Source organism: Streptomyces sp. NBC_01808 (genome assembly GCF_035917395.1).
GTDB lineage: Bacteria > Actinomycetota > Actinomycetes > Streptomycetales > Streptomycetaceae > Streptomyces.
This window is the reverse complement of the sequence record NZ_CP109072.1, coordinates 5,399,047-5,412,535: the sequence shown is the minus strand read 5'-3', so window position 1 is coordinate 5,412,535 and position 13,489 is coordinate 5,399,047. Positions and strand designations below refer to the sequence as shown.

At 72.7% G+C, this 13,489-nt stretch carries 11 protein-coding genes; 6 read left to right on the top strand and 5 right to left on the bottom strand.

The features are described from left to right. Nucleotides 1-111: 111 nt before the first annotated feature. Complete coding sequence (locus OG946_RS24135; protein ID WP_326798098.1) at nt 112-4,350, bottom strand: CHAT domain-containing protein; 4,239 nt, start codon at nt 4,348-4,350, stop codon at nt 112-114. Between the two features lie 109 nt (nt 4,351-4,459). Between OG946_RS24135 and OG946_RS24130 the strand changes: the two genes are divergently transcribed. Then, nucleotides 4,460-4,900 carry a hypothetical protein gene (locus OG946_RS24130; protein WP_326798097.1) on the top strand — a complete coding sequence of 147 codons (441 nt, stop codon included), beginning with the start codon at nt 4,460-4,462 and terminating at the stop codon, nt 4,898-4,900. After that, the gene (locus OG946_RS24125) at nt 4,900-5,811 is read left to right on the top strand and encodes a hypothetical protein (protein WP_326798096.1); all 912 of its coding nucleotides are present in this window, start codon (nt 4,900-4,902) and stop codon (nt 5,809-5,811) included. The genes OG946_RS24130 and OG946_RS24125 overlap by 1 nt, the downstream gene beginning before the upstream one ends. 148 nt (nt 5,812-5,959) lie before the next feature. On the opposite strand, the gene OG946_RS24120 is transcribed toward OG946_RS24125, so the two are convergent. Both OG946_RS24120 and ychF read right to left on the bottom strand, forming a co-directional pair. Then, nucleotides 5,960-6,703, bottom strand: coding sequence for a site-specific integrase (locus OG946_RS24120; RefSeq protein ID WP_326798095.1), 744 nt, complete (start codon nt 6,701-6,703; stop codon nt 5,960-5,962). A gap of 329 nt (nt 6,704-7,032) precedes the next feature. Continuing rightward, nucleotides 7,033-8,121 (bottom strand): redox-regulated ATPase YchF, encoded by a 1,089-nt coding sequence (gene ychF, locus OG946_RS24115; protein ID WP_326798094.1) that lies wholly within the window; start codon nt 8,119-8,121, stop codon nt 7,033-7,035. Nucleotides 8,122-8,406: 285 nt separating this feature from the next. On the opposite strand from ychF, the gene OG946_RS24110 reads away from it, so the two are divergent. Then, a complete protein-coding gene (locus OG946_RS24110; RefSeq protein WP_326798093.1) occupies nt 8,407-9,006 on the top strand; it encodes a DUF6542 domain-containing protein in 600 nt (199 codons plus the stop codon). On the opposite strand, the gene OG946_RS24105 is transcribed toward OG946_RS24110, so the two are convergent. Continuing rightward, nucleotides 8,927-9,928 (bottom strand): 4-hydroxy-3-methylbut-2-enyl diphosphate reductase, encoded by a 1,002-nt coding sequence (locus OG946_RS24105; RefSeq protein ID WP_326798092.1) that lies wholly within the window; start codon nt 9,926-9,928, stop codon nt 8,927-8,929. The two genes, OG946_RS24110 and OG946_RS24105, sit on opposite strands and share 80 nt — an antisense overlap. Nucleotides 9,929-10,034: 106 nt before the next feature. Between OG946_RS24105 and xseA the strand changes: the two genes are divergently transcribed. Next, the gene (gene xseA / locus OG946_RS24100; protein WP_326798091.1) at nt 10,035-11,246 is read left to right on the top strand and encodes an exodeoxyribonuclease VII large subunit; all 1,212 of its coding nucleotides are present in this window, start codon (nt 10,035-10,037) and stop codon (nt 11,244-11,246) included. Between the two features lie 21 nt (nt 11,247-11,267). Beyond that, a complete protein-coding gene (locus tag OG946_RS24095; RefSeq protein WP_326798090.1) occupies nt 11,268-11,549 on the top strand; it encodes an exodeoxyribonuclease VII small subunit in 282 nt (93 codons plus the stop codon). Nucleotides 11,550-11,670: 121 nt separating this feature from the next. Here the strand turns inward: OG946_RS24095 and OG946_RS24090 are convergent, their stop codons facing one another. Continuing rightward, nucleotides 11,671-12,198 carry a DUF4245 domain-containing protein gene (locus tag OG946_RS24090; protein ID WP_326798089.1) on the bottom strand — a complete coding sequence of 176 codons (528 nt, stop codon included), beginning with the start codon at nt 12,196-12,198 and terminating at the stop codon, nt 11,671-11,673. 181 nt (nt 12,199-12,379) lie between these two features. Between OG946_RS24090 and glpX the strand changes: the two genes are divergently transcribed. Continuing rightward, nucleotides 12,380-13,426: a class II fructose-bisphosphatase gene (gene glpX / locus OG946_RS24085; RefSeq protein ID WP_326798088.1), complete on the top strand. Its 1,047-nt coding sequence runs from the start codon at nt 12,380-12,382 to the stop codon at nt 13,424-13,426. Nucleotides 13,427-13,489: the final 63 nt, after the last annotated feature.

The following is a 13,489-nucleotide window of genomic DNA, read 5'->3' as shown; positions in this document are numbered from 1 at the left end:
CGGACTCGCCCCCGTTCCACATCCGTTGTGGTTCCCTTGCAGTTTCCTGCCAATGTCACCACAAGTAGACACGAGGCCTACGGTCCGTGTGACTTCGTCGCAGAATCTTTATTACACACCGGTGTGGGTGTGGGCGGCCCATGTCGTGGGTGTTCGCGGGTAGTTGGCTCGAAGTGCGCGTACCGCGTGGTGCAGGGCGGTGGGCGCGTGCGTGAGGTCGGGCGCGGTCCGGCCGTCCTCGGTGAGGCGTCCGTAGAAGTCGGCGGCCAGTTGCTGAGCGGGCCGGTCGCCGACGGGCCACAGCGTGCCGACGACGTGCGGGTATCCGGAGAGCTGGAACGCGCCCGTGAGGTGCAGTGCCTCGTCGGGGAGCCTGGTGACCGTGGTGGAGCAGGCGGACAGATAGGCGAGACCGCCGTTCAGACGCAGGGCGGCGATGTCGGAGACCGTCAGCGGGTCCCGCTGGTGGTCGCGGAGCAGCAACTGCCCCTGCCAGGGGTCGATCCGGGCGGGCCGGTGGTGGCAGGCGATGTGGACGACCGGATGGCCGGCCAGGGCGGCGAGCACTGAGGCACGCGTCGGGTCGGGGAGGACCGTGGCGCCGGGGACCAGCCCGGCGAGCAGCGCGGCCTCCGCGGCGGCACCGGGGAGGGCTCCGGTGCCGGGCGCGTCGGGGACGGCGACGATCGCGGTGCGGAGGCCGGACCGTGCGCGGGGACGGTCTGCGCGGGCGCGGGCCAGGCCGCGGACGGTGGTGGTGTAGGAGGACACGACCCGGTCCAGCCCGGTCCGTGGCGCCCGCCGGTACGGGGAGTCGTCGGCCAGGTCACCGTGGTGTCCGGCGGCGTGCAGCGGCAGGTGAGCCAGGTTGCCGACGGGGCACCACCACAACCGTGGCCAGGGTTCGCCGGGGGCCGGTGGCGCGGTGTGCCCCAGTGCGGTGAGCACCGGTTCGGCCACGGTGTCCCAGAGCCAGGCGAGCACGTCCAGCACCTGGCTCTGCGCGGCCCTGCGCGCCATGGGGCCCTTCGTGGGGTCGACCGAGCTGTCGAGGGCGGCTCCGAGGGCCCTGGCCTGCCGGACGACGTCGGACTCCTGCAGGTCGTGGAGGGGGACGACCGACACCGGATCGTCGGGGTCACCGGTCAGCACGAGCGCGTCGCACCGCTTCGGCATGGCGTAGACGTAGACGACCGGGCCCTCGGCGGCAGTTGTGGTGAGGACGGCGGCTCGCGGCGGCATGAGGAAGTCCGCGAAGCCGTCCAGCGTACGGATCCGGCGGAGCAGCGCGTGCCACGCCGTCCGGGTCTCCAGCCGGACGGCGGCACGGGTTTCGGGCGTCACCGGCGAATCCTGGAGGGCCGGGACCGGCAGGTCGAGGGCCTGGCACCGGTTCCTCAGGTCCACGAAGGCGGCGGCGAGATCAGGGGCCGCCGAATACAGCCGGTCCAGATCCGTGCCGACGGCGGCGACAGACTCGGCGGTCAGCACGCCGCGTGACTGCTCCAGCAGTTCCACGGCCTGTCCGGGGCGCCCGGCGGACATCGCGGCCCCGGCCAGCGCGGGTGCCAGCGCGCCCAGATTGCCGAGCACCTGCCCTCGGTCGCCGAGGTCCAGGGAGCCCCCGCCGAGCTGCGGCAGCAGGGCCACGATCGACTCCGCCGAGGACAGTGCCTCGGTGGCGTCGGCCAGCGCGGCGAGCAGGCGGTGGCCGTGGATGCGCGTCTCGGGCTCGGCGGACTCGTCCCCGGCCACCGTGCGAGCGGCGGACAGCACCTCTTCGAGCAGAGCGTGCTCGCCAGTACGGTCGTACAGCAGAAAGAGCACGAGGGCGTGCTGGTAGAGGGCGCCGGAGTGTCCCAGGGCTTCGGGGCCGGTGCGGGCGACCACCTCGTGGGTGTGCGTGAGCGCCTCGTGGAGCAGGACGGCGTCCTCGTTCCGCAGCGCGGTGAGCACGAGCGCTCTGACCAGCAGGCTCCGGGCCTCGACGGACACGGCGCCCGCGTCACCGGCTTCGGCACCGCCTTCGTCCTCGGCTCGGGCGACGCACTCCCGGCTGACCCCGAGCGCGTCCTCCAGGGCGGATTCGTCGTCGCCCCGGACGGCCCGGGTCAGGAGAGCGTCGGCAAGCCCGTGACGCAGCCGGGCACGGTACGGGTGGTCCGCGGGCAGCGTGGCCAGCCCCTCGCGGCAGACCTCGACCGCCTCCGCGATGTCCTCCTCCCGCCCGGTGCGCGCGAAAGACATCTCCAGCGCGGAGCAGAGGTTGCCCAGGAACATCGCCCGGTGGGGATGGTGCCGGGGAGCGGCCTCACAGGCGTCCCGGCAGGCCGTGACCGCGTCCCGCACCGGTGCCGAGTCGCTCGTGTACCAGGCCAGGCGTAGCAGGACCAGACCGAGGCTGTTCAGGTGCAGGGCGCGGTACGGATGCCGGGCGGGCGTGGCGGCGACCGCGGCGCGTGCGGTGCGGGCGGCGTCCCGCATCACCACGAGGGGGTCCTCGGCGAACGGGGCCACGCCGCAGAGGGCGTGCACGAGGTTGTTCAGCGCCGTGGTCCGGTGCGGGCTGTCGTCGGACATGCCGCCGAGGGCCTTCCGCAGGACCGCGGCTGCCTCCTCGGCGGGTTCCCGGGTGCCTTCGCCGCGCGCCAGTGAGGCCAGCGCCATCCCCAGGTTCATCAGCCACTTCGACCGGGTGGCGGCGTCGGGGCTCTCGGCGACGGCCCTCCGGTGGCAGGCGACGGCTTCCTCGGCGAGCGCCACCCGGGCGGTGTGCTCGTACGCCCGGATCAGGACAGCGCCCAGGTGGGACAGGGCCGAAGACCGGTACCGGTGGCCTTCGGGAAGCGCGGCGACGGCCTCGCGGCCGATGCCGACGGCCTCCCACAGGACGTCGTCGTCCGCGACGACGTCGTGCAGGCGGAACAGCGTGAACACCAGGTTGCTCGCGCGGCCGGCGTGCTCCGGAACGCCCCGGGGCGTGGCCGCGACGGCGGACCGGCCGGCGTCGGCCGCCCCGGTCAGCGAGTCCACGTCGCCGGTGTGCTCGAACCGGGCCAGCAGGGCCTGGCTCAGCCGGTCGAGGAACTCCGCCTCGTGGGGGTCGGCGGCCACCGCCTCACGGGCGACGGAGACCGCCTCGGCCGCCGCCGCGCCGCCCTCCTCGGGGACGGTCTCGGCCAACATCTGCAGGCTCCTGCCGAGTCGGTGCAGACACGTGGCGCGCTGCGGCCCGCCGGCGGCGGAGACGGCGGTCCGCGCGGCACCGACCGCCTCGCGCAGCAGGGCCGGATCGCCCGTCCGCCGACCCAGTTCGGTGAGCACCTCGGCGAGACCGCCGACGGCCTCGGCGCGCTGCGGGTGACCACCGGGTGTCATGGCGACAGCCTGCCGCCCGACGGCGACGGCCTCGCTGAGGTACGCCCCGTCGCCGGTGCGCCTGAACTGCGCGTCCAGGGCAGCGGCGAGCAGCAGGAGACGGGCCGCGCGGGCCGGGTCCCGGGGAGGCGTCCCGGACACGGCCAGCCGGAGCAGTGCGACCGCTTCGGCGCCCGCGGCCGCGTCGTCGTGCACCTGGGCCCACCGGGCCCGCAGCAGACCGAGGTGCGTCCGGTACCGCACCAGATGCGGATGGCCGGGCCGGGTCGCGACGACGGCCCGGCGGCAAACGGTGATCCCTTCGTCCAGCGCCGTCGGATCGCCGTCGCGGCCGAACAGCCGGAACAGCGCGAGTCCGAGGTTGCTCAGGAACATCGGATGCTCGGGGTGCGACGTGGCCCGCGCCGCCTGCCGCGCCGCCGCGACGGCCTCGTCCAGTGCCGCGGCCTCCCCCGTCGTCTCGTACGTGATGCGCAGAGCATGCCCCAGATTGTTCAGGGCCATCGCCCTGTCCAGGGCGTGCAGCGACGAGCCGGCCGCAGCGGCGCGCAGCAGCCCGACGGCACGGCCCAACAAGGGGGCCAAGGCGTCCCGTTCGTACGCGAGGAGCAGCAGGAGCCCGCATTCGAGGGCCTCCTCGGCGTCTGCCTCCGGCCCTCCGCCGTCCGTGTACACGGCGGCCAGCTCCGCCGGGACCGCACGCGGGTCGGCGGCGTGCACCGGTGCCAGAAAGCGCGCCGCCTGCACCAGGTCCTCCTCGCCGTTCGCCGTACCCGGCCGGAAGCGCAGCCAGTGGAACCACCCCAGTACGGCGGCCGTGTCCGGGTCGGAGGCGGGGCCGACTACCGGTGCCAGAGCCGCGGCGGCCCGCTCGGCGCCAGCCCCGTGCAGCGGGCCGGTGTCCCCCGTCGCGCGGGCACATCCCACCAGGCGCCTGAGATCCGCGAGCAGTTCGTCCCGGTGCGGCGACATCACGTTCCTCCCGGTCCGCGTACACCTCGATTTCGGAGCGGTACATTGGCAATCACGCGCTGACACATAGTAGTTGACGGTCGGTCGGTACAGCAGGAGGTGATCGGCGGTGAAAGGCGTACGGGACCGGCTGAGCGTGTTGTGCGACCAGCTCACCCGGCATCGGGACATGGCGCCGGAAATAGACGCCGCGGGCGCGGGGCCCCAGCTTGACGAACTCCTGGACCTCCTGTCGGCCACTCCCGACGCCACGGCCGCGTCCGAGGAACGGCTGGGCGAACTCCTGGACGCCATCGAGGACGCCTGTGCCCGTCATGGTCTGGCGGCACTCGACGTACGCGGTCCCGCCGACATCGGGCCGGTCGCGGGCCGGCTCCCTCCCGGGTTCGCGCTCACGCCGGACGATGCGACGGAGAACGGGGCGGATACCGTGGACGCCTGGATCTGCCCGTGGGGCCACTGCGGCCGGGTGGTGTTCCCCGAGGAGGCCGCCGACGCGCCCGTGTGCGCGGCGGGCGACGAGCCCCTGCGCGCCTTCCCGCCGCGCTGATGTCCACGCTGCTCACCGGGATCGGCACGCGGATCGCGGAACGCTGGCTGCAGACGGTCGTCCTAGCCGGCCTGCTGTGGATCGCGGCACTGGTCATCGCCGTACGGCTCGGGCACACGCATCCCTTCGACGCCGGCCGGTTGACCGCGTGGCTCGACGAGATCGCCCGGGACCGGGCCGGGCAGAGTACCTCCGCCACGCTGCTGGTCGCCGCGGCCGTACTGCTGGCGGCGGGAGCCGCGGGCCTCGCGGCCGGGGCGCTGGGCGGCGTGTTCCAGCGGCTGTGGGGCGCCGCCGGCACCGGGCCGGTCCTGTCCTGGGTGCTGCGTCGACGCCGGGCCCGCCGACTGCGCCGCATCGAGCGGGCCCGGCGTTCCATCGCCCGGGCCGGCCTGCACCACGGCCGGGGAGCGCGGCTGCTGCTCTCCCACGCCGGGTACGCGGCCCGGCGGAGGAAGGTGCCGGAGCCCGTGCGTCCGACCCGGATCGGTGACGTCTTCCACGGGGTCGCGGTCCGCGTACGGCGCCGCTACGCGCTCGACCTGGAGCCGACCTGGCCGCGGCTGTGGGCCCTGCTGCCCGAGACGCTGCGCGCCGACCTCGTCGCCGCCCGCCAGGCGTACGACGCCGCCGCGCGCCTGGCCGGCTGGGCGCTGCTGTACGCGGCGCTCGCCCTGCTGTGGTGGCCGGCCGCACCGATCGCGGCCGCCGTCCTGGCCACGGCCGTCGTCCGAGCCCGCGACGCCGCGAGCCTGCTCGCCGTCCTCGTGGAGTCCTCGGTCGACCTGCATCTGACGGACCTGGCGGAGCGCTTGGGCGTGAGCGCGCGCGACGGCGAAGAGGTGGTCACCGCCACCGAACTGGGCCGAGCAATCACCAACCACCTCGCGGGACTCGACGGGACTCGATAGGGCCCAGAGGGTGCGGCACCGCTTCACTGGAGTTGTACGGCTGAGTAGGGTCGGGGGCTGGAAACGGAGCGGAAGCCACCGCGCCAGTCCCCGACCCTACTCAAAGAAGGCCGGAGGATTGTGCTGGATACTGCGGGTCCATGGCCCCTCACACTGGATCCCTGGGGCCAGCCGGGCCCCGCTCTGCGCCCCTGCGTTCGGCCGAGGGGGTGTCTGGTCGCAGGGCGTTGTGCATGACCATTCGGCAGCGGTCCCAGGAGGCGGGGACGAGGTGGCCGTAGACGTCGACGGTGGTTTTGATCGATTTGTGGCCGAGCCAGCGGGACACTTCGTGGATCGGGATGCCGTGGGCCAGGGCAGTGGAGGCGAAGAAGTGCCGCAGGCCGTGGGGGGTGTACTTCGGGCTGCCGTCCGGCTTGACGATGGCCGCTTCGGTGAGTGCTTTCCGGAAGTGGTAGCCGTAGGTGACGGCGGTGGGCATGGTGCGCTTGCCGCGCTCGCGCGGGGCGAAGAGGGTCTCGACGCCGTCCGCGGTCCTGGTGCGCCATTGCCGTAGGTGGGTGTCGATCTCGTCGGCGAGGAAGGCGAGGGTGGGGATGTCGCGGTACTCGTTCTCGGCGCGGTGCTTGAGCGGGATGAAGCGGGTGACGCAGTCCCCGCGGTGGGCCTTGGCGCTGACCTGGCGGCGGATGCGGAGGAAGCCGTCGCGGTGGCAGTCGGCGGAGAACGCGAGGGTCTCGCTGATCCGCAGCCCGGCACCGGACTGGAGGTAGGTCGTGAGCCGGTACTGGGGTGAGATCTGCTTGGCGATGAGGTCCACCTCGTAGAGGGTGGGGATCTCGTCCTCGTCGGCCGCGTGGGATCCGGCGCGGGGACTGTACGTTTTTTCCACGGCCCCGACAGACCCTCCACCGACTGACCGGCGCACCAGGCAACGCAACGCAAGGCCGACGGCCGCCCTCCCGTGCGCGCACTCAACACGATGGACATGACGGCACGTCAGTTCATCCAGCCACAATCCAGCCACCGTGACGGTGACCGCACCGTCACACACCGCTCCCGGTAGCCCTCCCACGCCCCCGACCTGCGAACACGTGAAACCCGCAGCTATCACCCAGCTACTCAAACATTCCGCGGGACCGCGACGACACCCCATCCGCACAACCCACAAAACACCCCCTGACCTGCGAATTCATCGCGTGCGGCCAGGGACGGAATCATTCATACATTGAAGCGGAATTCCACCACGTCGCCGTCGCGCATCACGTAGTCCTTGCCCTCCATGCGGGCCTTGCCCGCCGCGCGGGCTTCCGGGACCGAGCCTGTGGTGACCAGGTCGTCGAAGGAGATGACCTCCGCCTTGATGAAGCCCTTCTGGAAGTCCGTGTGGATCACGCCCGCCGCCTCCGGGGCCGTGGCGCCCTTCTTGATGGTCCAGGCGCGGGCCTCCTTCGGGCCTGCGGTCAGGTAGGTCTGGAGGCCCAGGGTGGCGAAGCCGACGCGGGCCAGGGTGACCAGGCCCGGTTCTTCCTGGCCTACGGACTGGAGGAGTTCCAGGGCGTCGGACTCGTCCAGTTCGGCGAGTTCGGATTCGAGTTTGGCGTTGAGGAAGATGGCCTCGGCCGGGGCGACCAGGGCGCGCTGTTCGTCCTTGAAGGCGTCGTCGGCCAGTTCGTCCTCGTCGACGTTGAAGACGTAGAGGAACGGCTTCGCCGTCAGCAGGTGCAGGTCGTGGAGGAGTTCGGCGCGCTCCGTGCCCTGGGCGATGCCCGCGGCGAAGAGGGTCTGGCCCGTGTCGAGGATGGACTTGGCCTCCTCGATGGCGGTGAGCTTGGGGACCAGGTCCTTCTTGATGCGGGATTCCTTCTGGAGCCGCGGGAGGACCTTCTCGATGGTCTGGAGGTCGGCGAGGATCAGCTCGGTGTTGATGGTCTCGATGTCGTTCTTCGGCGAGACCTTGCCGTCGACGTGGACCACGTTCTCGTCCCGGAAGGCGCGGATGACCTGGCAGATCGCGTCGGACTCGCGGATGTTCGCCAGGAACTTGTTGCCCAGGCCCTCGCCCTCGCTCGCGCCGCGCACGATGCCGGCGATGTCGACGAAGTCGACCGTCGCCGGGAGGATGCGCTGGGAGTCGAAGATGCCCGCCAGGGTGGTGAGGCGGGGGTCGGGGACGCCGACGACGCCGACGTTGGGCTCGATGGTGGCGAACGGGTAGTTGGCCGCCAGCACCTCGTTCTTGGTCAGGGCGTTGAAGAGGGTCGACTTGCCGACGTTCGGCAGGCCGACGATTCCGATCGTGAGCGACACGTGAACGACTTCCTACGAGGTACGGGGACGGGGGCGCGGCAGGGCCCGGTGTGATTCTACGGGTGGTCCCGCGGGCCCCGTGTGTGCGTCCTGTGGGACTCCGGCACTCCGAATGAGCGCATTCTGTGCCCCTCCCGGGGTTTCACCTGCCGCGGGGCCTAACGTGGAGCGATGCAGCATCACCGTACGAATACGGGTCCTGACGGAGAGCGACGGCAAGCTCACGTCCCGCGACCGGCCCGCGAGCCCGATCCCGCCCCGGCTCCCGGGCCGGAGGAGAGCGCCGTGGTGTACCGGGCCGCGGCGCGGCGGCCCGTGCCGCCCGTGCTGCGGACGCTGCTGCGGCCCGCGGGGCCGCGGCTGACGGCGGCCGGCGGGGGGCTGCTGGCGGCGGCGGTGATGCTGGGCACGGGGGCGTTCGTGCAGGTGGTGATGGGGACCGCGCCGGTGTTCTTCGGGGTGGTGTTCCTGGTGCTGTCCGTGTGCTGCGCGCTGTGGATCCGGCCCTCCGACGTCATCGCCGCGCCGATCGCCATGCCGATCGCCTTCGCCGCCGGGACGCTGGCCGTCGGCGAGGGCTCGGGCGGGATCGCCGCGCACGTGATGGCCGCCGGTACGACCCTGGCCCTGGAGGCGCCGTGGCTCTACGGGGGCACGCTGCTCGCCGCCGCCGTCGCGCTGCTGCGGCACTTCGCCATGCTCGCCGTACGGCGCGGCCCCGGCGGGGAGCCTCAGGGCCGGCCGTCCTCCGGGGCGCGCCGGCGGGCGAAGCCGCGGCGGCGGGCCCCGGACCAGCCGGCGGCGGTCAGTCCGCCGCGCCGCCGCCCAGCGCAGCCGCCTCGGCGCGCAGGTCGCGGCGGAGCTCCTTCGGCAGGGAGAAGGTGATCCGCTCGTCCACCGGCTGTACGAGGTCCACGTCCACGTAGCCCCGCTCCGCGAGCCACTCCAGCACGCCGTCGACCAGGACCTCCGGCACCGACGCCCCCGACGTCACGCCCACCGTCGTCACGCCGTCGAGCCACGCCTCGTCGATCTCCTCGGCCCCGTCGACCAGATACGAAGCGTCGGCGCCGGCGTCGACGGCGACCTCGACGAGCCGCAGCGAGTTCGACGAGTTCTGCGAGCCGACGACGATCACGAGATCCGACTCCGCGCCCACCTGCTTCACCGCGACCTGCCGGTTCTGCGTGGCGTAGCAGATGTCGTCGCTCGGCGGGTCCAGCAGGTTCGGGAAGCGGCCCTTGAGCCGGTCGACCGTCTCCATCGTCTCGTCCACCGACAGCGTGGTCTGCGACAGCCAGACGACCTTGTCGGGGTCGCGCACCTCGATCTGGTCGGCGCCCTCGGGACCGTCGACGAGCTGGATGTGCTCCGGCGCCTCGCCCGACGTGCCGATGACCTCCTCGTGGCCCTCGTGGCCGATGAGCAGGATGTCGAAGTCGTCCTTGGCGAACCGGACGGCCTCCTTGTGCACCTTGGTGACCAGCGGGCAGGTCGCGTCGATCGTGGCGAGCCGGCCCTCCTTCGCCTCGTCGTGGACGGTGGGGGCGACGCCGTGCGCGGAGAAGATCACGATGTTGCCCGGCGGCACCTCGGCCGTCTCCTCGACGAAGATCGCGCCCTTGCGCTCCAGCGTCTTGACGACGTACTTGTTGTGCACGATCTCGTGCCGTACGTACACCGGTGCGCCGTAATGTTCAAGGGCCTGCTCGACCGCGATCACCGCCCGGTCCACACCGGCGCAGTAGCCCCGGGGAGCGGCGAGAAGGACGCGACGGGCGGGCTGCGGCGTGCTCGAAGCAGTCATACCGCCATCGTACGGAACACCGCCTCCCCGATTCGAGGGTGCACGACCTGCGACCCTGTCCGCCGGAGCGGCCCGGGTGTCGTACCCCGCCGTTAGGCTCGGGCCCATGGCGGTGAACACGGCCGAGACGCCCATGCCCGTCGGGGTCGTCTCGCGGAAGATCGGCGGCTGGATCGACCGGCTCGGCGCGCTGTGGGTGGAGGGGCAGATCACCCAGTTGTCGCGGCGGCCGGGCGCGGGTGTGGTCTTCATGACGCTGCGCGACCCGGCGCAGGAGGTCTCCCTGACGGTGACGTGCTTCCGCGACGTGTTCGACAAAGTGGCGGATGTCATACAGGAAGGCGCGCGGGTCGTCGTCTTCGCCAAGCCGGTCTGGTACGCGCCGAGCGGCCAGCTCTCGCTGCGCGCCGCCGAGATCCGCCCGGTGGGTGTCGGCGAACTGCTCGTGCGGCTTGAGCGGTTGAAGAAGGCGCTGGCCGCCGAGGGGCTGTTCGCGCCGGAGCGCAAGAAGCCGCTGCCGTTCCTGCCGCGCCGCATCGGGCTGGTGACGGGGCGGGCGTCGGCGGCGGAGCGGGACGTGCTGGAGACGGCGCGGCACCGGTGGCCTGCGGTGCGGTTCGAGGTGCGGCCGGTGGCGGTGCAGGGGGTGCACGCGGTGCCGCAGATCGTCAAGGCCGTGCAGGAGTTGGACGGCCTGCCGGAGGTGGACGTCATCATCGTCGCGCGGGGCGGCGGCAGCGTGGAGGACCTGCTCCCGTTCTCGGACGAGCAGCTCGTACGGGCCGTGGCCGCGTGCCGTACGCCGGTGGTCTCGGCCATCGGCCACGAGCCGGACAACCCCCTGCTGGACTTCGTGGCGGATCTCCGCTCCCGTACGCCCACGCACGCCGCCAAGGACGCCGTGCCGGACGTCGGCGAGGAGCGCGTGCGGATAGAGCAGCTCCGGCTGCGCGCGCTGCGCGTGCTGACGGGGGTGCTGGACCGCGAGGAGCGCGGGCTGGCGGCGTGGCTGAGCCGGCCGGCGATGGCGGAGCCGTACGCGATCGTGGAGGAGCGCGCGGAGGTCGTGGACGCGGTGCTCGCGCGCGGCCGGCGCACGCTGGCGCATCTGCTGGACCGCGCCGACTCCGAGCTGGAGCACACCCGCGCCCGGGTCGTCGCCCTCTCCCCCGCCTCCACGCTGAAGCGCGGTTATGCGGTGCTGCAGCGGCAGGACGGCGCGGCGGTGCGCGCGGCGGACGAGGTGAGCGCGGGCGAGGAGTTGCGCGCCCGGGTCGCCGACGGGGAGTTCGGTGTCACCGTCGGCCCGGTGTCGTAGGCGGGTCCTAAGGTGGGGGCCATGGCAGAGACGAAGGACCGGGGGACTCTCGGCTACGAGCAGGCGCGGGACGAGCTGATGGAGGTCGTGCGCCGGCTGGAGTCCGGCGGTTCGACCCTGGAGGAGTCCCTGGCGCTGTGGGAGCGCGGGGAGGAGCTGGCGCGGATCTGCCGGCAGTGGCTGGACGGTGCCCGCGAGCGGCTCGACGCGGCGCTGACGGAGTCGGAGGACGAAGGGGACGAGGGGGACGAAGGGGACGAAGAAGAGGACGGGGAGGAGTCGGCCGCCGACCGTGCGGACTGAGGCCCCCCGGCCGGCGGCTGCGGTCAGATGCGGCCGCGCGGGTTCGAGCGGGCCGCCTACGGCTCCTCCGTACGCACGTCGTACGGACCCCGTCAGAGCACTCCGCGGGCCAGGAGCCCGCTCACTTCTCCTTCAGCGCCGCCGCCATCCGCTCCATCTGCTGCAGGCTCCCCGTGCCCGTGACCACGGTCGTCACTCCGTCGCCCTTGTGCACCAGCGCGTCGTACGTCCTGCCCTGGTACTGCGCCCACTCCGCGCCCGCCACCTGCCGGGTCTCGCCCGTCGGCCGCGCGTCCTGGGTAACCCTGCGGATGAAGCGGTCGGGCTTCTCGCTCCCCTGCTCCACCGCCACGTACTCGTCGTCGGGAGTGACGAAGCCCAGGTGCCACGTCGTGCCGTGGTCGCCGGTCCCGCGGTACGTCACGGAGTTGGCCCGCCAGTCGTCCGGCAGCCCCACCGGCGCGGCGACCGGGAACGGCGCGGCGCGGCGGGCCTGGCCCAGCTCCTGGCTGTAGGAGACGGCCTCTATCTCGTTGCCGTCGCCCTCGCGCGGGAGGACGCCCCAGTAGACGACCAACGACACCCCGCAGGTGACCGTCAGCGCGCCCACCAGATTGCGCACCGTCCGCATGCTGTTCCTGTCTGCCACCCCTCCATCGTCCCTCATCTGCGGAGCGCCCCCTTCCCCGGGGTGCGGGCGGGCGTCCGACAGCGGCGGAGCCGAACTGCTCATCCGAGGGGCGGTGTGCTCATAATGGCGATAAACGGATAGGCTCAGAGGACCCCCTCGCGCCCCTCCGGCCGTCGACCGAGCCGAAAGGTCCTCACGGATGTCGCAGTCCCATGAGACGCCCCACCACCTCCCCGAGCAACTGGAGGTGGCCCCCGAGGCCCCCGACCGCAACCTCGCCCTGGAACTCGTCCGGGTCACCGAGGCCGGCGCGATGGCCTCCGGCCGCTGGGTCGGCCGCGGCGACAAGAACGGCGCCGACGGCGCGGCCGTACGCGCCATGCGCACCCTGGTCAGCACCGTCTCGATGAACGGCGTCGTCGTGATCGGCGAGGGCGAGAAGGACCACGCCCCGATGCTCTTCAACGGCGAGCGCGTCGGCGACGGCACCGGACCCGAGTGCGACGTGGCCGTCGACCCGGTCGACGGCACCACGCTCACCGCCAAGGGCATGGGCAACGCCGTCTCCGTGCTGGCCGTCGCCGAACGGGGCTGCATGTTCGACCCGTCCGCGGTCTTCTACATGGACAAGCTCGCCACCGGCCCCGAGGCCGCCGAGTACGTCGACATCAACGCCCCCGTCGCCGTCAACATCCGCCGCGTCGCCAAGGCCAAGGGCGGCAACACGGGGGACGTCACCGTCTGCGTGCTGGACCGGCCGCGCCACGACGGGCTGGTACAGGAGGTCCGCGACGCCGGGGCGCGGATCAAGTTCATCTCCGACGGCGACGTCGCCGGCGCCATCATGACCGCCCGCGACGGCACCGGCGTCGACCTGCTGCTGGGCGTCGGCGGCACCCCGGAGGCCGTCATCGCGGCCTGCGCGATGAAGTGCCTCGGCGGCACGTTCCAGGGCCGGCTGTGGCCGCGGGACGACGCGGAGCGGCAGCGGGCGCTCGACGCCGGGCACGACCTGGACCGTACGCTGCTGATCGACGACCTGGTCAGCGGCGAGAACGTGTTCTTCGTGGCCACCGGGATCACGGACGGGGAGCTGCTGCGCGGCGTGCGCTACCGCGCGGACCGGGCGTTCACGCAGTCGCTGGTGATGCGGTCGAAGAGCGGCACGATCCGGCAGATCGAGTCGGAGCACCGGCTGTCGAAGCTGCGCGCGTACAGCTCGGTCGACTTCGACCGGGCCCAGTAGCGGGCGCGGCCACGAGCGCGGGCGGGCGGCGGGCGCGTACGGCCGACGCCCCCGGCAGAACCG

Bases quoted from the DNA above. Each gene is read 5' to 3' on its own strand.
- OG946_RS24135 (WP_326798098.1), bottom strand. From the start codon at position 4,350: ATGTCGCCGCACCGGGACGAACTGCTCGCGGATCTCAGGCGCCTGGTG.
- OG946_RS24125 (WP_326798096.1), top strand. From the start codon at position 4,900: ATGTCCACGCTGCTCACCGGGATCGGCACGCGGATCGCGGAACGCTGG.
- OG946_RS24105 (WP_326798092.1), bottom strand. From the start codon at position 9,928: ATGACTGCTTCGAGCACGCCGCAGCCCGCCCGTCGCGTCCTTCTCGCC.
- xseA (WP_326798091.1), top strand. From the start codon at position 10,035: ATGGCGGTGAACACGGCCGAGACGCCCATGCCCGTCGGGGTCGTCTCG.
- OG946_RS24095 (WP_326798090.1), top strand. From the start codon at position 11,268: ATGGCAGAGACGAAGGACCGGGGGACTCTCGGCTACGAGCAGGCGCGG.
- glpX (WP_326798088.1), top strand. From the start codon at position 12,380: ATGTCGCAGTCCCATGAGACGCCCCACCACCTCCCCGAGCAACTGGAG.